At 49.2% G+C, this 22,239-nt stretch carries 13 protein-coding genes; 11 read left to right on the top strand and 2 right to left on the bottom strand.

What is annotated here, in order from left to right; translation table 11 throughout:
* Nucleotides 1-5: 5 nt before the first annotated feature.
* Nucleotides 6-887 (bottom strand): CPBP family intramembrane glutamic endopeptidase, encoded by an 882-nt coding sequence (locus tag B153_RS0107385; RefSeq protein WP_020596054.1) that lies wholly within the window; start codon nt 885-887, stop codon nt 6-8.
* A 193-nt stretch (nt 888-1,080) separates the two neighbouring features.
* Between B153_RS0107385 and dusB the strand changes: the two genes are divergently transcribed.
* The 6 genes from dusB to frr all read left to right on the top strand — a co-directional run bounded on the left by dusB (nt 1,081) and on the right by frr (nt 6,136).
* Nucleotides 1,081-2,076: a tRNA dihydrouridine synthase DusB gene (dusB, locus tag B153_RS0107390; RefSeq protein ID WP_026261972.1), complete on the top strand. Its 996-nt coding sequence runs from the start codon at nt 1,081-1,083 to the stop codon at nt 2,074-2,076.
* Between the two features lie 83 nt (nt 2,077-2,159).
* On the top strand, nt 2,160-3,065 hold the full coding sequence (locus B153_RS0107395) for a DMT family transporter (RefSeq protein ID WP_020596056.1): 906 nt from the start codon (nt 2,160-2,162) through the stop codon (nt 3,063-3,065).
* A 68-nt stretch (nt 3,066-3,133) separates the two neighbouring features.
* Nucleotides 3,134-3,634, top strand: coding sequence for an acyl-CoA carboxylase biotin carboxyl carrier protein subunit (locus B153_RS0107400; protein ID WP_020596057.1), 501 nt, complete (start codon nt 3,134-3,136; stop codon nt 3,632-3,634).
* Between the two features lie 17 nt (nt 3,635-3,651).
* On the top strand, nt 3,652-4,614 hold the full coding sequence (locus B153_RS0107405; protein ID WP_020596058.1) for a sugar phosphate isomerase/epimerase family protein: 963 nt from the start codon (nt 3,652-3,654) through the stop codon (nt 4,612-4,614).
* A 140-nt stretch (nt 4,615-4,754) separates the two neighbouring features.
* Nucleotides 4,755-5,483 (top strand): UMP kinase, encoded by a 729-nt coding sequence (gene pyrH, locus B153_RS0107410; RefSeq protein WP_020596059.1) that lies wholly within the window; start codon nt 4,755-4,757, stop codon nt 5,481-5,483.
* Between the two features lie 92 nt (nt 5,484-5,575).
* Nucleotides 5,576-6,136, top strand: coding sequence for a ribosome recycling factor (gene frr / locus B153_RS0107415; RefSeq protein WP_020596060.1), 561 nt, complete (start codon nt 5,576-5,578; stop codon nt 6,134-6,136).
* A gap of 119 nt (nt 6,137-6,255) precedes the next feature.
* On the opposite strand, the gene B153_RS0107420 is transcribed toward frr, so the two are convergent.
* Nucleotides 6,256-6,531, bottom strand: coding sequence for a hypothetical protein (locus B153_RS0107420; RefSeq protein ID WP_245564844.1), 276 nt, complete (start codon nt 6,529-6,531; stop codon nt 6,256-6,258).
* 269 nt (nt 6,532-6,800) lie between these two features.
* Here B153_RS0107420 and B153_RS0107425 point away from each other — a divergent pair, with 269 nt between their 5' ends.
* From B153_RS0107425 to B153_RS0107445, 5 genes are all read left to right on the top strand, one after another.
* Nucleotides 6,801-7,994 (top strand): glycosyltransferase family 2 protein, encoded by a 1,194-nt coding sequence (locus B153_RS0107425; protein WP_020596062.1) that lies wholly within the window; start codon nt 6,801-6,803, stop codon nt 7,992-7,994.
* 327 nt (nt 7,995-8,321) lie between these two features.
* Nucleotides 8,322-9,029 (top strand): TolC family protein, encoded by a 708-nt coding sequence (locus tag B153_RS0107430; protein WP_020596063.1) that lies wholly within the window; start codon nt 8,322-8,324, stop codon nt 9,027-9,029.
* A 10-nt stretch (nt 9,030-9,039) separates the two neighbouring features.
* A complete protein-coding gene (locus tag B153_RS0107435) occupies nt 9,040-11,232 on the top strand; it encodes a GumC family protein (protein WP_020596064.1) in 2,193 nt (730 codons plus the stop codon).
* A 178-nt stretch (nt 11,233-11,410) separates the two neighbouring features.
* Nucleotides 11,411-18,121, top strand: a complete 6,711-nt coding sequence (locus B153_RS0107440) for a type I polyketide synthase (protein WP_026261974.1) — start codon at nt 11,411-11,413, stop codon at nt 18,119-18,121.
* Nucleotides 18,122-18,124: 3 nt separating this feature from the next.
* Nucleotides 18,125-22,222: a non-ribosomal peptide synthetase gene (locus B153_RS0107445; protein ID WP_020596066.1), complete on the top strand. Its 4,098-nt coding sequence runs from the start codon at nt 18,125-18,127 to the stop codon at nt 22,220-22,222.
* Nucleotides 22,223-22,239 lie beyond the last annotated feature (17 nt).

Raw genomic sequence — 22,239 nt, forward strand, 5'->3', positions numbered from 1 at the left:
CTGCATTACGTTTGTATAGAATTACTTTTTTGGAAATAATACAAGAGCCCGGCTGTAACAACCGCCCCGGCCAGCGAAGCCAGAATTGGTACCGACTCTGTACTTTCGATGTTCATAGAGGTAACTTTTTGCTGATACAGATAGACCATGAATACAGTAAACCCGTTATTCACAAAATGGGCTAAAATAGGTACCCAAAGGTTACCCGACCATAAATAAAGATACCCAAACAACGCCCCCAGAAGCATACGTGGAAAAAAACCCAGAAACTGCACGTGAATGGCACTAAACAGCGCAGCCGCCAGCCAGATCCCTACGTGTGCATTTCGGGTCCAGTAGCTGAAGTTGCGCTGTAAAATTCCCCGAAACAGGACTTCTTCGCCAATAGCCGGGATAACAGCCACGACCAAAAGCGCAATAAGCAGTTGACCCGTCGATTTAAACGTGGTCAGGTATTGCGTAATACCGTTTAGCTTCTTTTCCTGATCGCGCATCCATTGCTCAATGGGAGCCAGTGTTTCGGGCAGGTGCAGATTCTGGTTCCATTCGATGATAAGCCCATCAAACGGCATGAACGCTACAACAATCAGAGCAACCAGACTAAAGCCGGCTACAGCCGAAACAGGCCGATCGTTGAACTGTCCCCACGAACGGCGCTCAATAAAATACCAGTAAATCAGCGAAGGCAGCAGGAAAGTACCCATGTGGTTGATGGCCTGGAGGAGCATAAGTTCATACCAGCTATCCGGTACCGACATCGGGTTGGCGGCCAGCGATTGCAGATAAGCCTGCGTTTTCTCAAAATCCAGCCCACGGGTAGCGGCCAGCAGCCCGAACAGCAAATACGTACTGACAACACCTCCCATGAGGATAAAACCGACGAGCATAATAAGGCCGCCAAGCGTAGGAGGACGGGAGTTGGAGGTTCCTGAAGGGTAAACGGGTTGCATAATTTGTGTAAATATACGGACGTATGGTGTACGAATGACGATCTATGAACTACCTGTATCGGCAAATAACGGAACCAAATAAGGCTACAAATCGTAAATTTGTTATCATACTTCACAAATCAATACCTGAGTGGTCACGATTGGTACTATACAACTGCCAGATTTCCCGTTGCTGTTGGCTCCTATGGAAGATGTCAGCGACCCGCCGTTTCGGGCGGTTTGCAAAGCCAACGGAGCCGATCTGATGTACACGGAATTTATTTCGTCGGAAGGCTTAATTCGGGATGCGGCAAAAAGCGTTCAGAAACTGGATATCTTTGAATATGAACGCCCTATTGGGATTCAGCTTTTCGGGTCGGATGTAGAAACCATGGGCGAGTGTGCCCGAATAGCCAGTCGGGTAAGCCCCGATCTGATCGATATAAATTATGGTTGCCCAGTTAAGAATGTGGCGTGCCGGGGAGCGGGGGCAGCCCTCCTTCAGGACATTCCTAAAATGGCCCGAATGACCGAAGCGGTGGTGAAAGCCACCCAACTGCCCGTAACGGTAAAAACCCGACTGGGATGGGATGATTCAACAAAAAATGTGGGTGAAGTTGCCGAGCGGTTGCAGGATGTCGGCATTAAGGCGCTGACCATCCATGGGCGAACACGGGCGCAGATGTACAAGGGCGAAGCTGACTGGACCCTCATTGGCCGTATTAAGGACAACCCGCGTATTCATATTCCAATATTTGGTAACGGGGATATCGATTCGCCCGAAAAAGCGATTGAGTATAAGAACCGCTATGGGGTGGATGGTGTCATGATTGGCCGGGCCAGTATTGGGTATCCCTGGATTTTTAACGAAATAAAGCACTTTGCCCAAACGGGCCAGCATCTTCCTGCACCAACTATTGCCGACCGGGTAGCGGTTTGCCGTCAACACCTCGATTTCTCGATTCGCTGGAAGGGCGAAATCGTTGGCCTTTTCGAAATGCGCCGTCACTATGCCAATTACTTCAAAGGACTGCCCGATTTCAAACCTTACCGGATGCGTTTGGTGACTACCGACACCTATAGTGGAGTGAGTGCCGTACTGGATGAAATCGCTGACCATTATTCAGAAGAAATTCTTTTAGCCTAAAAGCCGGAGCGAGCATAAGTACCAGGAACTGCTGATGCCCGTTTTCTCCTGGCACTTATCCTCGCTCCTGTTACTTGAAAAATATGACTACCGAACCGCCTGTTGTCCAACTGCACAAGCGGCCATTGATGGCCTGGCTACTGCTTGGGGCACTGGCACTGGTTTGGGGGAGTTCATTCATATTGATTAAGCGTAGTCTGGTAGCGTTTCCGCCAGAACAGGTAGCCGCTGGCCGATTGGTGTTTGCCTTAGTTTTCTTTCTCCCTTTTCTGACAAGGCAAAGTAGCCAGTCTGCTGTTCGGGTAGCCGTTCGGCATCGGTGGATGGCCTTGCTGGCGTCGGGCGTAATTGGCTTTGTTGTTCCGGCTTTTCTGTTTGCCGAAGCAGGAGCACATCTGAACAGTTCTTTGGCCGGAGCCTTGAATTCACTTAGCCCGTTGTTTACCCTGATTCTGGGTGGATTGGTTTTTGGTCAACCGCTCCGGGTTCGGCAGGTGGCAGGTATTTTGTTAGGGTTGGCGGGTTCGCTACTGCTGGTATTTTTCAGTGCTACGGGGTCGTTTCAGTTTAATGGATATGCCCTGCTGGTTGTGCTGGCTACGATCTGTTATGGGCTGAATACAAACCTGATCGGACGTTACCTGAGTCATCTGCCGGCCCTGGTATCAACAGCCTGGTTGTTTGCATTTGCGGGTCCTATTGCCCTGTTTACCCTTATTCCAACGGATTTTTTGAGCCGGGTCGTTGATGTGAAAAATAACTGGTCACTGGCCGCTTTAGCCACGCTTGGGGTGTTCGGTTCTGGGCTCATGTCTATTTTTTTTAACCGGGTCGTGCAACTGGCCTCCCCTTTATTTGCGGCTTCGGTAACGTATCTCATCCCAATTGTGGCACTGATGTGGGGAGTATTGGATGGCGAAACTATTTATGCCGTACAATTTGCGGGAATGGGTATTTGCCTGCTGGGAATTTGGCTGGTGAATAAATAAGTTTGATGTTTGTAGTCTCTGGTATGATGATGTGTCTGCCAACGCCAACCGTAAAACGTATCCCGATTATGTACACCGCTGCCCTAACCGATGAAACCACATTCACGATTGATTTTAGTTCAGGCAGTCCGCTCTTGAATGGGGAACCATTTGCCTGGGATTTAGCGAAGTTATCCGATCGAACCTTTCATATTCTTCATCAGAATCGTTCTTACAACGCTGAAATTCTGGATATAAATGCTGCCGAGAAGTTGGTAAGCCTGAAAATCAATGGCCACATTCATCAGGTTCAGCTAAAAGATCGCTTCGATTTACTGCTCGAAAAAATGGGCATGAGTAGTGCCGCCAGCACGAAAGTGAATGAGTTGAAAGCGCCGATGCCCGGATTGATCGTTGGCATAAATGTACAACCTGGTGATACCATCAACAAGGGCGATAGTCTGCTGATTCTGGAAGCGATGAAAATGGAAAACGTACTGAAAGCACCGGGCGCCGGGAGCATCAAAGCCATTCGGGTCGCTAAAGGAGATCGGGTTGAAAAAGGGCAGGTATTGGTAGAATTTTCCTGATCGGGTATTTAGAAGGTATGGATACGCACTATACCCGTCGTCGTTTTTTGACCCAGACCGCTTTAGCCGCAGGGATGTTACCGATATGGCCCGAAGTCGTTTCGGCATCTGATACGAACCTGCCAACCGATGACGCCGTGGTGCCACCGATCCATATATTCTCCAAACATCTGCAGTTTCTGAATTATACGGACATGGCGGATGCGGCCGCCAGTATGGGGTTTGCAGGCGTGGACCTGACCGTACGGCCCGACGGACATGTGCGTCCAGAGCGAGTGGAAGAGGAACTCCCTAAAGCTGCGGAAGCTCTCCGAAAAGCGGGGCTTCCTCCCCGACTCATGACCACCGCTGTTGGCGATGCCACCAGCCCTGTTGATCAGCGTCTTTTGAAAACAGCCGCCAGACTTGGGTTTCAGGCGTATCGGATGGCCTGGTATCAATACGACGAGAAACGTTCGCTGCCCGCGTCGATCCAGCAATATCAGAATCAGATTCAGGCGTTGGCCGAGTTGAATAAAGCGCTCAATCTGATTGGCTGTTACCAGAACCATGCTGGTGTACTGGTAGGGTCCGACATTTGGGAGATCTGGAAAATTCTCCAGAAAGCCAATCCGCAGCATATGGGTGTACAATACGATATCCGACACGCAACGGTCGAGGGGGGTACCGCCTGGCCCAATGGACTAAGGTTAATCTTGCCACAGATCAAAGCCATTACCCTGAAAGATTTCCATTGGGCGAAAAAGGGCGATAAATGGGTCGTGCAGGATGTACCCATTGGCGAAGGGATGATCGATTTCAAAACCTATTTTGCTTACTTAAAAAAGCACGCTGTAAACGTACCGATCACCCTCCATATCGAATATCCAGTAGGGGGAGCTGAACACGGCAAAACCACGATTTCGGTGCCTAAAAATGAAGTGTTTGCGGCAATGAAACGCGATATGAGTCGCATAAAGACGCTTTGGCAGGAAGCCTGATCAACGACTGAAGAGGACGAAAGGAGAAACGAATGAAAGGAGTAAAGCAAAGCCATCTGGTAAAATCTCAGTCCTTTTCTCCTTTCCTTCCTTCTTCCCTTTCCTCCCTTTTCCTATCTTTGCCCGCAAAACTTCCCTTCATGACATCACAGACAAAGTATAAACGCATCCTGCTCAAACTGAGTGGGGAGGCATTGGCTGGGCCTAATGGGTATAATATCGACCCAAATGTGCTTGAACAATACAGCAAAGAAATCAAACAAATTGTTGATCTGGGCGTACAGGTCGCTATTGTCATTGGTGGGGGAAATATCTTTCGGGGCGTTTCGGGAGAGCGGTCAGGCATCGACCGTGTGCAGGGTGATTACATGGGTATGCTGGCAACCGTCATCAATGCTATGGCTATCCAGAGTTCGCTGGAGAAACACGGTATGTATACCCGCGTGATGTCGGCCATCAAAATGGAACAGGTTTGTGAACCTTACGTTCGTCGTCGGGCTGTCCGGCATCTCGAAAAAGGTCGGGTTGTTATATTCGGAGCCGGAACGGGCAATCCTTATTTCACTACCGATTCCACGGCGGCATTACGAGCCATTGAAGTGGAGGCCGATGTCGTTTTGAAAGGCACCAAAGTAGATGGTATCTATTCGGCCGACCCTATGAAGGACAAAACAGCCGTTCGGTATACGACAATCACCTTCGACGACGTTTACGAAAAGAAATTGAGCGTTATGGACCTTACTGCCTTTACGCTTTGTCAGGAAAATAATCTGCCGATCATCGTCTTTAACATGAACAATCAGGGCAGTCTGCTCCGGTTGATTCAGGGCGATGATAGTGTCGGTACACTGGTTACGACTAAACTATAAGGATGGAATGATTAAATAGTTGACTGATTGAATAGTCATCGCTACACTTATTCAGTCAGTCAACTATTCACTCATTCAAAATTAAAAACTATATGGAAGAGATCGAGCTATTTCTCGATGATGCAAAGGACACGATGGAAAAGGCCCTAAAACACCTGGCCATCGAGTTAACAAAAATCCGCGCCGGTAAAGCGTCACCCCAAATGTTAGACGGAATTCAGGTCGAATACTATGGGGTTATGACACCACTTAATCAGGTAGCCTCCGTAACGACGCCCGATGCACGTACGATTGCGGTGAAGCCTTTCGAGAAAAAACTGATCGGCGAAGTTGAAAAAGCCATCCGTAATTCGAACCTTGGCTTATCGCCGAGCAACGACGGAGAGTTAATTCGCTTAAATATTCCACCGCTTACTGAAGAGCGCCGTCGCGACCTTGTCAAAAAAGTAAAACAGGAGGTCGAAGTTGCTAAAGTAAACGTTCGCAACATCCGTAAAGACACCAACGAAGACATCCGCAAGCTCGTGAAAGATGGGGTTTCGGAAGATGCCGTAAAGGTTGGTGAGGAGCGTGTTCAGAAATTAACAGACGCTTTCATCGCTCGAATCGACGAGACGTTCGTGGCCAAAGAGAAAGATATTCTGGCCGTATAACGGCTCCGCATAATCAAAAAAAGCCGACCATTCATCAACGGTCGGCTTTTTGATTGTAAAGAGCTGATTTACGTTCGCCTGTAATTCAGCCTATATATTCCCTAATTCTCCCTACAGGGCTATTTCGTTTGCCGAATGGCTGATTTTAAATAATCTTTGGCTGTTCGGCTAATTAATTCATCATCGACGTCGACTACCCGCTCTCCCCGATGTTCGTATGGCCACACTTCGCCCGTCAGTACATCGAAGATGCCGTAGGGGATTAAGTCATATTCTTCGTAGCCCCAGTACAAAAAATCAACAGCATCGGCGGAGTTGTCGAACCCCACCGCGTAGCCAATTTCTGCCTGGGCGAAAACAACAATGTAGCGCATGCCCATATATACGGAGCGCAAGTCGTTTTGGTTGCGTTGTTTTATGTGACTTGGTAACGAAACGCTGGTCTTAAAGATGAAAGGGCTATCCTACGAAAAACGACCCGGCCGAACAACTAACGGGCTGACCTACACCCGCAGAATTGTAAACAGGCGGAAGGGGATTCAGAATCGTTCAGAGTAAGGAAATCTGCCTGCCAATTTTCCCTCGTTTACTAATTCATGTGTAAATCGGTTTGCTTTTTTGTTCAGTAAAGCTTTCTGTACAAATTGAATATCGTCATTGCTTTATGTCAGTTATTTATAGTCTGTATTGCATTTTTTTAGGATATATTGTAGTGAATGTCTTGTACTGGGCCGTGTTTGCTATCGCTGGTCGGTTGGGCAAAGCGGATGACCGTAACCCAGTATCAAGTCCGCTTACATTCCGAAAAATTGGTGTACTGATTCCGGCTTACAAAGAAGATGCCGTCATTTTAGAGTCGGTGACTGAAAATCTGAAGCAGCAATACCCGGCAGACCGACTTGAGCTTATTGTAATAGCTGATTCCTTTTTGCCACAGACACTCGCCCAATTAGCTACGTTTCCAATCAAGGTACTTGAAGTCTCATTCGACGTTTCGACGGTTGCCAAGGCAATCAATGCGGCTTTATCGAGGTTGCCACTTGAGCAATATGATATACTTGTAGTATCTGATGCCGATAACCATATGGCACCGGATTTTTTGGCTCGTATCAATACCGCTTTTGAACAGGGATGGCGAGCGGTTCAAGGGCATCGGGTGGCTAAAAATAGCAACACCAGTGTGGCTATTCTGGACGCCATTAGTGAAGAGATAAACAACCATATTTTCCGGAAAGGTAGTCGGGTTTTAGGCTTATCGTCGGCTACAATCGGTTCGGGGATGGCCTTTGAGCCCAGGCTTATGAAAGAGGCTATGTCGACCCAGCATACGATGGGTGGATATGATAAAGAACTGGAAACCAACATTGTGTTGAGCGGGTGTAAAATTGCTTATCTCGAAGATGCCTACATTTATGATGAGAAAGTAGCCCATCGGGCGGTATTTCAGAATCAGCGTACCCGCTGGATTGCCGCTCAGTGGCAGTTTATTAAATTCTATTTCTGGAAAGGCATACAGGAGATTTTACAGGGACGTGTTGCCAGTGGCCTTAAGATTATTCAGGCAGTTATTTTGCCAAAAATCCTTTTGCTGGGATTGTTGCTTTTAGGGCTCTTAGTCGGTTTTCTGACACCCTACCCGCTACTTTGGCAGATTCCGCTTGTCCTGTTGCTGGTGATGAGTGTCAGTTTGATTCTATCAGTGCCTGCTTATTTATGGAAACGAGTAAGTATACGCGAATTTTTATTTATACCTGTATTGCTGCTAAGTTTTGTAAAGGCCTTACTGAACATTCGTAAAGCTTTTAAACGCTTTATGCATACACCCCATACAGGGTCACCTGATGCGCAGGCCCCCTAGTTTGTAGGGGCTGGCTTTAGACTGGTGTGTGACAAAGCCGAATTTAAGGAGTCAAAAGAGATAAACAGCCTGCTCAAGTGGGTAAACAACAAGCTAATTAGTTAAACGATATAAATTAGCTTAATAATGCATAATAAATTGTCGGAATAAGACAATTGTAGACTTATCGGTAGATTGCTGCGGAGATAGATTCGTGTAAATTTTTTCAAAATGGTATGCCGTTTAGTAAACTTTAATTTAAATATAGGTTGTCGAGTTAGTCTATTTTTTCTCATTGGGCTACTTTCAGTAACAACAGGTTTCGGTCAAAACCGTAATGCACGAGGGATGGTATCCTTTGGCGCTTCGTCGGGACTAGCCGATGACACCTTGTATCTCGACATTAATCAGGATGTAGCGGGGCAATTGCTGCCATTCGAAGATTTAGTGAAAATTGCTGCCTCGCACTCCCCGCTGATTAAATATCAAAATGAAGTGGCCAACTCATTGAGTGAAGCACATGAAGTGGCTAAACTGCAGATTCTACAAAACGTATCCGGCTTTGCCAACTATTCTGGAGGGAACCAATTGCTGGTTTCATCAGGAGACTCCAAACTGCCCGGGCAGGGTACAATTGGGCAAATTACCAACGGCTATCGTGTAGGCGTCGATGTACGGCTTCCACTATATGAACTTTTTGGGCGCAAACACCAGGTTCGGCAGGCCTATTCCAATTACAGAGCTGCAGTGGTTCAGAAAGAAACCATCGAGTTGCAGTTGAAGCGGGATTTGATCGGGGTTTATCAGGACATGATTACCTCACAGCAGCTGTTGAAAATTCTTCTTATCGATGAGCAGGCTTCGCTGACAGCCCTTCGGGTAGGGGAGGCCGACATTCAAAAAGGGAGAATAACCGCCGACGTAATGGCCGCCACTACCAGCCGATATGTTCAGGCAAAAACAGCATCAGAACAGGCCAAAGGTAATTTCATTAAGAATGTACGCTATTTCGAAGCGTTAATGGGAATGCCGATTCAGCGTTTGAAACGTAATTAAGGGAAAGGGTATGACAATCGAAGTTTTTTTGCGTCTGCTGAAACAGCATTTGCTCTGGTTCATTCTTATTCCGGTTGTGGCGGCAGGAACGGCTTTTATTGTTACTCGAAATCAACCTAAAGTTTATAAATCGCAGGCAACATTATACACGGGTTTGGTTTCGCGCTATTCCCTACTGTCGGACCGGCAGAGTGCTTTTCAGGATCGGTCGGCCAGTGCTATAGACAACATTCTTACTACGCTCAACTCGCGCGAAACGTTAATTCAGGTGGCTGTTAGTCTGCTGACGGATCATTTGCGACTACAACATCCTGACACGCTGGTATTGCGCGATGCCGGGTTTCAGCAATTGCATAAAGCCATTACGCCTGGTTTTGAAAACTTGTTGTTTATCGCTGCCGATTCTGCTCTGTTACGGCGGACGATTGATAGTTTGGCCAAATCGCAGTACAGTAACCCGATCAAAAGCCTGTTGATGAAATCGGATTCGTACTATTCGATCCAGCATCTAGGTGAAGCCATTAAAGCTACTCCCCGTAAAAATACCAATGATGTACTCCAGATGGAGTATGAGGCCGACGACCCGGGCGTAGCACAGCGTACATTGCACTACGCAATCGAATTCCTCAACCAGCGCTACGCAACGCTTAAAACCTCTGAAACCAACTCCGTAATTGGGTATTACGAATCAAAACTGGAAAAGGCGAAAGAAAAGCTGGCACAGGCCGAAACCGCTCTACGTAATTTCAGCGAGAACCACCAGGTACTGGATTATGACGAGGAAGCCAAAAACGTAGCGGCCTCGCGTGAAGCGTTGCAGACGGAATACAACCATGAGTTGATGCGAAGAAATGCGGCTAAAGCATCGCTGGATGCGCTCAATCAGCGGATGGGCCAGCAGGGCAGCATTCGCTCGGCAAATAATGATCTGAGTGAAAAGCAAAAAAAACTGGCGGATGCTGAAAACAAACTTGCCAATGCCAAAGCATACGGACAATCGAAAGCAACCCTTGATCAGTTGCAGGCGATGGTCAACAAAGCTTCGGAAGACCTAAAAATCAGCGCTCAGAAATATGATGCCGCCACCAATTCGACCGACGCTATTCCGGCTCAAACCATAGCCAACGACCGACTGGCTAAATCGTTAGAATATGAAGAATCGTCGGCTCGGCTGGAGTTGTACAAGAAGCGGATGAACGAATACGATGCCAAAACCAATGAGTATGGTCCGTTGGGGTCGCAGCTTCGTCAGTTGAATCGGGATTTGGCAGTAGCCGAAAAAGAGTACTTCGACTTGTTACAGAATGTAGATCAGTCGAAAACCCGTCGGCAGGATGTATCCATTGGGGGAACACTGGAGATTCTGGATGCTCCCGATTTTCCGTTGCTTCCTCAACCTTCCAAGCGCTGGCAACTGGTTGCTATTGGCTTCGGAGTAGGGTTGTTTTTGGCATTATTACTAACTGCCCTCCGGTTCTGGATGGATAAACGAATCAAGTCGCCCGAACAAGCCGAAGCCATGATCGGAATGCCTGTATCAGCGATCTTTCCAACGGTTCGGAAGCCCCAGGTCTTTACCCGGGCTACAATGGCCTCCCGAAGTATGTTTGAGCAGCTTTTCAATGCCATCAACATTGAAGTTTCGCAAAATACGACCAAGCCTTATCCTCCCATTATCACTTTGTTTAGTATTCGCTCGAAGCAGGGGAAAACCTGGGTGGCGAATGGGCTGAACCAACTTTATGAAAATGCCGATCAACGGATTGCGTATTGTTACCCACGCGCAACGGGCAAAGAGCAGCGTACGCAGCAGCGGGGAATCACCTATTTCCCATATACGATTCGGCCAGACTTTATGAATGTTACAGGTATCGATTACCTGCTTGATTATACGCAGGGCTTTGAGCCTTCGCAGTTTGATCGGATTATCCTTGAATTGCCTGCCCTTATCAATAATCAAATTCCAGTTTATCTGCTCAAAAGCAGCGCTTTATCCCTACTTGTAATTGATGCAAACAGCCCGTGGGCAAGGGCCGAGAAACAACTACTGAGTATGTATGTCCGGGTAACGAATCAACCCATTCTGACGGTATTGAATCGGGTTGAGGGGGATTACGTCGACGTACCAGGTCGGGCTGATGCCATTCAGCCATTGCCACCAACTCAGGAAAACTCGATCTATTCCCAGCGAAATGCGCTGTAGCATCAAGTAACGATCCGTATTGATCCATGAGAAAGTACCCTCATGGAAGACGTCAGTAATGGCCTTTGGTTCCAGAGACCATTGCTAAGCAAAGCGCACAATCTGTTTAGGTTTAATTCTGTAGTAGATGCCCATATTATCTACAGAACACGTAGAATCTGAAATTGCCTGAGTAGTTATGAGTGCCCATAAGAATAATTCGTTAAGCAGGAGTTTCCTCGCACCCCTTTTGGTTCATCAACTCGTTGAGCAGGTTGCTCAGGCGAATCAGGATCGCCTAGCCGTTGTCTTTGGCGAGGATACCCTAACCTATCGTCAGCTAAATGAACGTGCCAACCATGCATGCCAGCTGATTTTACAGACGACACCTTCGGCTCCGGTAGTTGGTATCAGTAGTACGCGTAGCCTGGACATGATAGTTGGCGTGCTGGCTATTTTGAAAGCCGGAAAAGCCTATTTACCTCTCGATCCTGCCTATCCTGATGCGCGTCTGCAACAAATTATCAGCGACGCGCATCTTCAAAGCTGTGTGGCGGCAGGCACTGAGAAGGCCCGGTTTGCGAGCTTAGGTATCCTGACTATGTCGGCCGAAGCAACTCTTCGGCTGGAAGGCTCGACAGCGGCTCAGCAGGCAGGCATGGCCTATGTGCTGTATACATCGGGCTCAACAGGGAAGCCCAAGGGGGTTTGCATGGGGCATAAAGCACTCGTAAACCTACTCAACTGGCAGGCAAACCATTCGCAGGCAGGCGCTGGTACAAAGACGCTGCAACTGGCACCCCTGAGTTTTGACGTTTCATTTCAGGAAATTTTTGCCACATTAACTACCGGCGGAACCCTCGTATTGGTCGATGAGTCGCTTCGGCTGGATCTCAATGCCCTGCTTCGATTTATTGATGAGCAGTCGATCAATCGGTTGTTTCTACCATTTGTGGCCTTGCAATATCTGGCTGAGGCTGCCGTCAGTACGAAGGTATTTCCGAAGCAGCTCCAGGAAGTGATGACGGCAGGTGAGCAGTTGAAAATTACCCCTCAGGTTGCTCAGTTTTTCTCCGCCTTGCCGAATTGCGTTTTATTCAATCAATACGGACCAACCGAATGCCATGTTGTTACCCAATTAACACTTACGGGTGATTCTGCCAGTTGGCCGGCATTGCCTGGTATAGGCTATCCGATCGACAACGTGAATCTGTTTGTTGTTGATGATAATCTGAATATTCTACCTCCCGGTGAGGCAGGTGAATTGTGTTTTGGGGGCGACTGTGTGGCCGAAGGTTATCTGAATCAGCCCAGTCTGACCCGTGAGAAGTTCATTGAGCTGGCGGTGTCAGGTCAGGGGCCAGTGCGGGTCTATCGTACAGGAGACCTGGGGCGGTTGCAACCCGATGGCGCTATCGATTTTCTGGGCCGTCGGGATGATCAGGTTAAGATTCGTGGTCACCGGGTCGAATTGGGTGAAGTAGAAGTAGTGGTCAATCAGGTGCCGGGCATCAAACAGGCTGTGGTTGTGGCGCGTGAGGCTCAGGGTGGGCAAAAACAGCTTGTGGCCTATCTGGTTTCGGCTGACGGTCAGTCGAAGACGCCGGAAGTACGGTTGAAGCTTGCCCAAAAATTGCCTGACTACATGATGCCTTCGGCCTTTGTATGGCTTGAGGAATTACCGAAAACCACGAGCGGCAAGGTCGATAAAAAGCAATTGCCAGCCCCTGAACGCAAGCGACCCGAGTTGATGGTAGCGTACCGTAGGCCCAGAACAGTGCTTGAACAGGGCATTGCCCAGGTTTGGGAAGAGGTATTGGAAATTGATCAGGTTGGTTTGGATGATAACTTTTTTGAACTGGGTGGGAATTCTCTATTGGCTCAGAAAACAGTTGCGCTTCTAAAAGAGCGACAGTATACGCTGCCGATTACGAAGCTCTATCAATACCCAACCCTGGCAGGTATAGTCCGGTATTTACAGCCTAAAGAACAGTCGGCTGTACGGATTGACCTATCCAGTGCCAAAGACCAAAACACTGCTTCTACAAGTCGTAACTCAGATATTGCCGTCATTGGCATGTCGGGACGCTTTCCGGGAGCCAATACGATTGATGAGCTTTGGGAGCTACTTAAAGCTGGAAAAGAAACAACGCGGTTTTTTACAGAGGATGAACTGGATGCATCGATTCCGGCTCGCCTGAAAACGGACCCGCTTTATGTAAAGGCACGGGGGGTGATAGATGGAGCTGAACAGTTTGATGCGACCTTCTTTGGGCTATCGCCTAAAGTAGCGCAGCTTATGGACCCTCAGCAGCGAATCTTCCTGGAGATTGCCTGGGAAACGCTGGAACAAACGGGATATTTGCCTCACCATTACGACGGTCGGGTGGGGGTGTTTGCGGGATGCGGCAACAATACGTATTATCAGAAGAATATCCCAGGCCATACAGATCTGATCGATCAGGTGGGTGCATTTCAGGTGATGACCCTGAACGAAAAAGATTACATAGCTTCCCGAACGGCTTATCAACTCAATCTGAAAGGTCCGGCTGTGAGTGTGTATTCGGCCTGTTCGACTTCCCTGCTGGCCATTACGCAGGCTGTGCAGTGTATTCGCAACGGTCAGTGCGAGGTTGCCCTGGCGGGTGGCGCCAGTATCACAACCCCCATTCATAGCGGCCATCTCTATCAGGAAGGGGCTATGCTGAGTCAGGATGGTCACTGCCGATCATTCGATGCTGATGCTCAGGGCACTGTCTTTAGTGATGGGGCGGGGGTAGTGCTACTAAAAAGTAGGGAGGCTGCTCTCCGCGATGGCGACACAATTTACGCGGTCATCAAAGGGGTGGGGGTAAACAATGATGGGGGTGGAAAAGGAAGCTTTACGGCTCCCAGTTCGGAAGGACAGGCTGGTGCCATCGCTATGGCTATCGCCGATGCCGCTATCGACCCCGCGACGATCAGTTATGTTGAAGCGCATGGAACCGCTACACCCTTGGGCGACCCGATCGAAATTGACGGTTTAACCCAGGCGTTTGGCGAACAGCCGAATCGACAGTTTTGTGCGATCGGTTCCATTAAGAGCAATATGGGGCACTTAACCCAGGCGGCTGGTGTAGCTGGGCTGATCAAAACGACACTCGCGTTGTTTCATAAGCAACTTCCGGCATCGATCAATTTCAAGACACCCAACCCCGCGATCGACTTTGCTAATTCGCCATTTTTTGTCAATACGCACCTGTCAGACTGGAAGGCCGTGGGCGATCTGCCCCGTCGGGCCGGGGTAAGTTCGTTCGGAGTTGGAGGTACCAATGTGCACGTCATCCTGGAAGAATTTGGTGAAGAACGACCAAAATCAGCGGAGGGGCGGCCGATACAGTTAATTAGCTGGTCAGCAAAGTCGTCGCAGAGCCTGAACGCATATACCCAAAAGCTGGCACAGGCCGCCGAACAGCTTGATGACACCACCCTGGCCGATCTGGCCTTTACCTTGCAGACGACTCGGGTAAGTTTCGGCCATCGACGGTTTATGGTTGCTGCTACATCGGCCGAACTGAAACAGAAATTACAGGCTGAGCAGGCTAAACCATCTCTTTCTAAGGCCGTCCAACGGCCCGACGAGGTGGTGTTTATGTTTCCTGGTCAGGGATCGCAATACCTTAACATGGGACGCTGGCTGTATGAACATGAATCGGTATTCCGGCAGGCTATTGATAGCTGTGCGGCCTTGCTGCATCCGCATCTTGATCTTGACATTCGGCGGGTGATTTACCCCGAATCGATGGATATGGAGGCTGAGCAGCGCTTAAAGAATACACGCTATACACAGCCCGCCCTGTTTGTGACCGAATATGCACTGGCTCAATTATGGATGAGTTGGGGGATCGAGCCGTCCGTTTTATGTGGCCATAGCATCGGTGAATTCGTGGCTGCCCATTTGGCAGGCATCGTTTCGTTGCCCGATGCGCTTATGCTCATTACGGCCCGGGGCCGTATGGTCAGTGAACGACCTCGCGGTAGTATGTTATCGGTTCGCAGACCTGCCAGCGTTATTGCCGTAATGATGCCCGACACGATTTCCATGGCCGCTGTAAACAGCCACACGCTATGCGTTGTAGCCGGGCCGGATGAGGATATCGCTGATTTTGCCCGATTGCTGGACGAACAGGAAATCCCAAACCAGCCGCTGGCAACCAGCCATGCGTTTCATTCGAGTATGATGGAGCCAATTGTGGGAGAGTTTGCCAGGATTGTGCGAACCGTTTCACTCAATCGGCCTATGAAGCCAATCGTATCGACAGTTAGCGGAACCTGGCTGACGGATGCACAGGCTACCGATCCGATGTACTGGGCCAATCATCTTCGGGCTACGGTACAATTTGCCGATGCACTCGATAAAATTATCGCTCTGGAAAACCCGCTACTTCTGGAAGTTGGTCCAGGCCACGTAACGGCAACGCTGGCTCGGCAGCAGGTTGGGAAAAAGCCAATTCCAGTGCTGGCCGGATTGGCCAATCTGCCCGACTGGCCCACCTCCTGCCAGTCGTTGCTGACTACGCTGGGGCAATTGTACCAGAACGGTATAGAACCAAACTGGAAGGCTTTTTATGATGGGCAACAACGGGTAAAGGTTCATGCGCCGACCTATGCGTTTGATAAAACGTATTGCTGGCTTGAGCCGATAGAAGCTCAATCGAAAAATTCCTCTTTTGATACCCATAAACAAATAGGTTTAGTGAGTAATGCCCCTGTCGATCAGCAACCTGTTACAGATTTGCCGGATCGGTCGCTAGTTGCATTGCCAATAATCACACCAAAAACTATGAGAAAAAACGCATTGATTAGCCGGATCAATCAACTGCTGGAAGAGGCATCTGGCATTGATATGGAGGGCGTTTCGCCCGATACCAGTTTTCTGGAAATCGGTCTGGACTCGCTCTTGATGACCCAGGTAGCCTTAACCCTCAAAAAAGAATTTGGCTTACCCATTACGTTTCGTCAGCTAACCAGCACATACACATCGCCCGAACAGTTGGCTGATTTTATTGACCAGCAGTTGCCGCCAGCCCCTCAGCCGGTTGCTCCGGCCCCGGTTTCTGTCTCGGTACCGCCTGTAGTTGTGAACGGACACTATGGTCCTCCCCAACATAACCCTGCCCTGGACCTGATTGCTCAGCAACTGCAATTGCTTGCCAAACAGATTGAACTGTTACAAACGGGAAGCGTGCCGACCGCTCAGCCGACGGCTGCGCCAAAGCCCCAGCCAATAATCAGCCATAACACGACAGCGAAGAATGGGAATGCGATTGCGGATACCCCCGACCTGACACCGGAAGAGAAAGCCGAACTGAAAAAGCCATTTGGCGCTACCGCTCGCATCGAACGTCAGGCATCGGAATTAAGCCCCGGACAGCGGCAGTTTTTAGCCCAGTTTACGGAACAGTACACCCTGAAAACGGCTAAAAGTAAAGCGTATGCGCAGCAAAATCGGGCCCATATGGCCGACCCACGAGTGGTCACGGGTTTTCGGCCCCTAACGAAGGAAATCGTTTATCCATTGGTTGTTAACCGATCGGCAGGAAGTAGAGTATGGGATATTGATGGCAACGAGTACATTGATGCGTTGAACGGCTTTGGCTCTAATATGTTTGGCTATCAGCCTGACTGGCTTAAAGAAGTTCTGCACGAACAGATTGAAGCGGGGTTTGAGGTAGGCCCCCAGCATGAACTGGCTGGCGAGGTTACGCAACTTATCTGTGAATTAACCAAAACCGACCGATCGGCCCTTTGTAACACCGGCTCCGAAGCTGTGCTAGGGGCTATGCGGATCGCCCGTACAGTTACCGGCCGATCGCTCATCGTTGCTTTTTCGGGATCTTACCATGGCATTGTGGATGAAGTGCTGGTGAGAGGTACCAAAAAACTGAAGCCTTTCCCGGCCGCTCCGGGTATCATGCCCGAAGCGGTTCAGAATATGCTCATTCTGGAGTATGGTACCGACGAAAGTCTGAAAATCATTCGCGAGCGTGCCCATGAGTTAGCTGCCGTGCTGGTTGAGCCAGTACAAAGCCGCCGACCGGAGTTTGTGCCCGTCGAGTTTCTGAAACAAGTACGGGGAATTACCGAAAAATCGGGTACAGCGTTAATTTTTGATGAAGTCATTACGGGCTTTCGAACGCATCCGGGCGGTACCCAGGCCCTGTTTGGTATTAAAGCCGATCTGGCTACGTACGGCAAAGTTGTGGGGGCTGGCTTACCAATTGGTGTCATTGCTGGTAAGCGGGCATTTATGGATGCACTGGATGGAGGGTTCTGGCAATATGGCGATGCATCGGTTCCAGAAGTCGGGGTAACTTACTTTGCCGGAACCTTTGTTCGGCATCCTCTGGCTCTGGCGGCTGCTAAAGCTTCATTGATGTACATGAAAACCCAGGGTCCGGCATTACAGCAGGCGTTAACCTTTAAGACAAGTCGGCTGGCCGATGAGCTGAATGCCGTTTTGCAGAACTGGAAACTTCCCCTTTTTGTGGTTAACTTTGGCTCATTATGGAAAATTAAGTTTAAAGAAGAGGTAGCATACGGTGAATTGTTGTTTACATTGATGCGAGATAAAGGCATTCACATCTGGGACGGTTTTCCCTGCTTTCTGACAGAAGCACATACCGAACAGGAAATCGATGCTATCGTTCGATGTTTTGCCGAAAGTGTAAAGGAATTAATTGAAGTCGGTATTTTTAAGGGCGATCGAGTGAGCGCACGTAGTCCGGAATCCATTGGGACGGCTCGTGTCAGCCATACACCACCGGCACCTGGCGCTAAGTTAGGGCGGGATCAGCAGGGCAATCCGGCCTGGTTTATTCCTAATCCAGATCAGCCTGGAAAATACCTGCAGGTTGAATTAAATCAATGACGGATGGCGGAAAGCATTGCGAATGTAAACCTGATTGCAGTTGATTTTAACCCGTTTGAGGGGCCTCAAATCGTGAGTCTGGCTCCGGCAACGGAACCACAGATCGAAATCTGGGCAGCCTGTAAACTCGGTGGTGACGATGCCAGCCGCGCTTTCAACGAGTCAATTTCGTTGCGGTTTCATGGGTTGCTGGACCGGGTTGCTTTCGGAAAGGCCTGGCAGGCCCTGGTGCACCGTCATGAAGCACTACATTCTGCATTTAGTGCTGATGGGCGCCAGATTTGTATTTTCGATGAGTTATCGATCGACCTGGCCTATCTGGATTGTTCCGCCAAATCAAAAATTGAACAGGAACAGGCCCTAACCGATTATGTTCAGCAGGATGCCCTCTATGTGTTCGACCTGCTGAACGGCCCATTGGTTAAGGGTTGCCTGATCAAACTATCCGACACCGATTATCACTTTACCTTAACCGGACACCATATTGTATGTGATGGCTGGTCATTGGGGATTCTCCTGCAGGACTTAAGCGCGTTGTATTCAGCCTTTGCCCGGAATCGCACGCCCAATTTGCCCGAGGCTCCGGCCTATAGTCAGTATGCTGCTGAACAGCAGATATTTGAGCGAAGTGAGGGGTACCGGCAGGTTGAAAAATTCTGGCTCAATCAATACAGCAGTACGATTCCCGTTCTGGAATTACCGACCGACTTTGCGCGGCCAGCCCTGCGAACGTATGCCATTGCCCGACGCGACCATTTGCTGAACGATACCCTGGCCGGGACCGTAAAAAAAATGGGGGCTAAGGCTGGGGCCAGCTTTGTGACAACATTAATGGCCGCATTTGAGGTGTTTCTGCATCGGGTAACGGGCCAGGATGATATTGTCGTAGGCTTACCCACATCCGGGCAGTCGGCAACCGGCTACCTGGGATTGGTGGGGCATTGTGTCAATTTGCTGCCATTACGAAGCTTTCCCCGACCTGAACTGACGTTTCTGGAGTTTTTACAACAACGGAAGGAGGGTATACTCGACGCCTACGAACACCAGCGACTGACGTTTGGCAGTCTGCTGAAGAAACTGCCGATTGCCCGCGATCCGTCTCGCGTACCTCTGGTTCCGGTCATTTTTAATGTTGATATGGGTCTCGATAATGGAGTGGATTTTCATGGGCTCGATTATCAGTTTATCAGCAATCCGAGAGAGTTTGGGGCCGTCGATCTGTTTCTGAACATCAGCGATGCCGCAACGGGCAAATCGTCGTTAGTTTTTGAATGGTCGTATAATACGCACCTGTTCAAGGAAACGACCATCGACCGGATGATGGCTGAGTTTGAGCGGCTTCTGAAAGCTATCGTCGAAAATCCATACATTCAGATCGAGGATATTCTTCTGGCGGATAAGGACGATCAAAGTAAAAAACTGGCCGCCTGGAACGATACTGCCGCAAACTATCCACATACGGTTTCGTTGCATTCGTTACTGGCAAAAACAGCCAGGGAATTTGCCGACAAACCAGCGCTGGTATTCACCAGAGAAACAGAGCGGCAGACGTTTACGTATCGTGAACTGCATGAACGAGCTAACCAGATCGCACAGGCTATTCGGAAACAGGGTTTAGAGAATGCGGCTCATGGCAGCACCCCCATAGTGGGGGTTGTACTGGATCGTACACCCGATCTGGTCATAACGTTGCTGGCCGTTCTGAAAGCCGGAGCCGCTTACGTCCCGATCGACCCCGAGTATCCGCATGATCGGATTGCCTTTATGCTGGCCGACTCATCTGCTACCTTGCTGATTACGTCAAAAAAATACCATTCGGCCAGCCAGACTACGTATCAGGTTTCCGGTCAGCCAGCCAGTCAAACAAAGGTCGTGTTGTTGGAAAGCCTGTTGGCCGAACTTGATCAATATCCGAAAGAGGCTCCGGCTGTTGACGTTACCGGAAACGATCTGGCCTACATCCTATATACTTCGGGTTCGACCGGCAAGCCCAAAGGGGTGCTTATTGAGCACCATAACCTGGTCAATCTGCTCTATAGTATGATAAGCTGGCCGGGAATTACGAAGGATGATATACTGCTGGCCGTTACTACGGTTTCGTTCGATATTGCTGGCCTGGAATTGTATCTGCCGATTCTGGTGGGGGCAACGATGGTACTGGCCGATTCTGAAACGACAAAAGATGGCCGGGCACTGCTCGAAACGGTGTCGAACTTTGGAGTGAGTATCATTCAGGCGACCCCCATCACCTATAAAATGATGCTTGCGGCTGGCTGGGAGACTCGCTTGCCGTTGAAAATTCTGTGCTGTGGAGAACCTATGTCGAAAGACCTGGCCCAGAAATTAACCGCTCGTTGTGGCTCACTCTGGAATATGTACGGCCCAACCGAAACCACCATCTATTCGACCGGGAAGCAGATTCTGGCCAGCGACGAGATCATTACGATTGGGCGACCCATTCAGAACACCCAGGTTTATATTCTGGACGAACACCTGAATCGGCTGCCCGAAGGAAGCGTTGGCGAAATTTATATTGCTGGCGATGGGGTGGCCCGCGGGTATTTGAACCGGTCTGAACTGACGCGGGAAAAATTTGTCGCTAACCCGTTCGATAGGGAGAAGAAAAGCACCATGTACCGAACGGGCGATTTAGGTAAGTTTATGGCCAATGGGGAAATCCATTGCCTGGGGCGCATCGATCAGCAAGTGAAGGTGCGAGGGTATCGGATTGAACTGGGCGAAATCGAACATGCGTTGGTAACCCAGAAAGGCATAAGTGAAGCTGTGGTAGTGGCTCGGGAAGATCGGCCTGGCGACCAACGACTGATTGCTTATCTGGTGACGAATCCGCCGTTGGGCGAAGACGCATTCAGAAGCCAGATTCTGGTGTGGCGTAGGCAATTGCAGGAAAACCTGCCTTCGTACATGGTGCCGACGGATTTTGTCAGCCTGACTCAATTACCTATTACGCCAAATGGTAAAATTGACAAAAATGCACTGCCTAAGCCCGTTTCTATGCAGGCGGTGGAACATAGAAAGCATACTGCCCCTTCTACCGACACCGAAAAGCTGATTGCGGTAATCTGGCAGGAAGCCCTGATGCTGGACCAGATTGATATCGATACAGACTTTTTTGAATTGGGTGGGCACTCGATGATTGCGGTGCAGGTGATGACCCAACTGGAAAAAGAAACCGGGAAGCGGCTCCCCTTATCCATTTTGCTGACCTACCCGACGGTGCGAAAACTGGCGCAGCTTTTACAGGCCAACGATCAGCCAACTACCTGGAAGTCGCTGGTGCCCATTCGACCAGAAGGAAATAAAGTTCCCCTGTATATTATTCATGGAATTGGTTTGAATCTACTGAATTTCAGTAGTTTAATTAGTTATCTTGATCCACAGCAACCTATTTATGGGCTTCAGGCCAAGGGGCTGGATGGAAAAGATGAGCCGCTCGATAACATGGAAGATATTGCAGCCTTTTATCTGAGCGAGGTTCTGGAACAAAATCCCAATGGCCCTTATGCTATTGCTGGCTATTCGTTTGGAGGGTACGTCGCTCTGGAGATGGCCCGGCAACTTAAAGCGATGGGAAAAGAGGTGAAAATGCTGGCAATGTTCGATACCAATGCGCAGGAATCCGATATGAACCGCTCAATGGGCGACTGGCTCATCCGCAAAGTACTCCGCCAGTTTCCGAAATTAATATGGTTTACCAGGTCGCTGATTCAGAAGCCTATTGAGACGCTCAGGTACCAGCAAGGATATGTTGAATGGAAAATTGATTCGTTGCTAAAGGCAATCGGTATGCGTCAGGAACCAGAACCGGAAGTGGGGCTGGAGTACCTGAATAAAATCATCGAGAAGCACGAGTACGCGTTTTCACATTATACCATGAAGCCCTACGACGGAATCATTGATCTTTTTAAAGCTCAGGTCCGCCTGTACTTTGTGGATGACAGTAAGTTTCTGGGCTGGAAAAAATATGCTAAGCAAGGCGTACGCGTGCATAGTGTGCCTGGCGATCATCAACTGATGCTTTTGCCTCCAAATGATAAAGCCTTTGCCGAAGCACTACAGCGGGCGCTTGATACTGCATAAAAATACGCGTACAATTC

It is taken from the genome of Spirosoma panaciterrae DSM 21099 (assembly GCF_000374025.1).
Classification (GTDB): Bacteria; Bacteroidota; Bacteroidia; order Cytophagales; family Spirosomataceae; genus Spirosoma; species Spirosoma panaciterrae.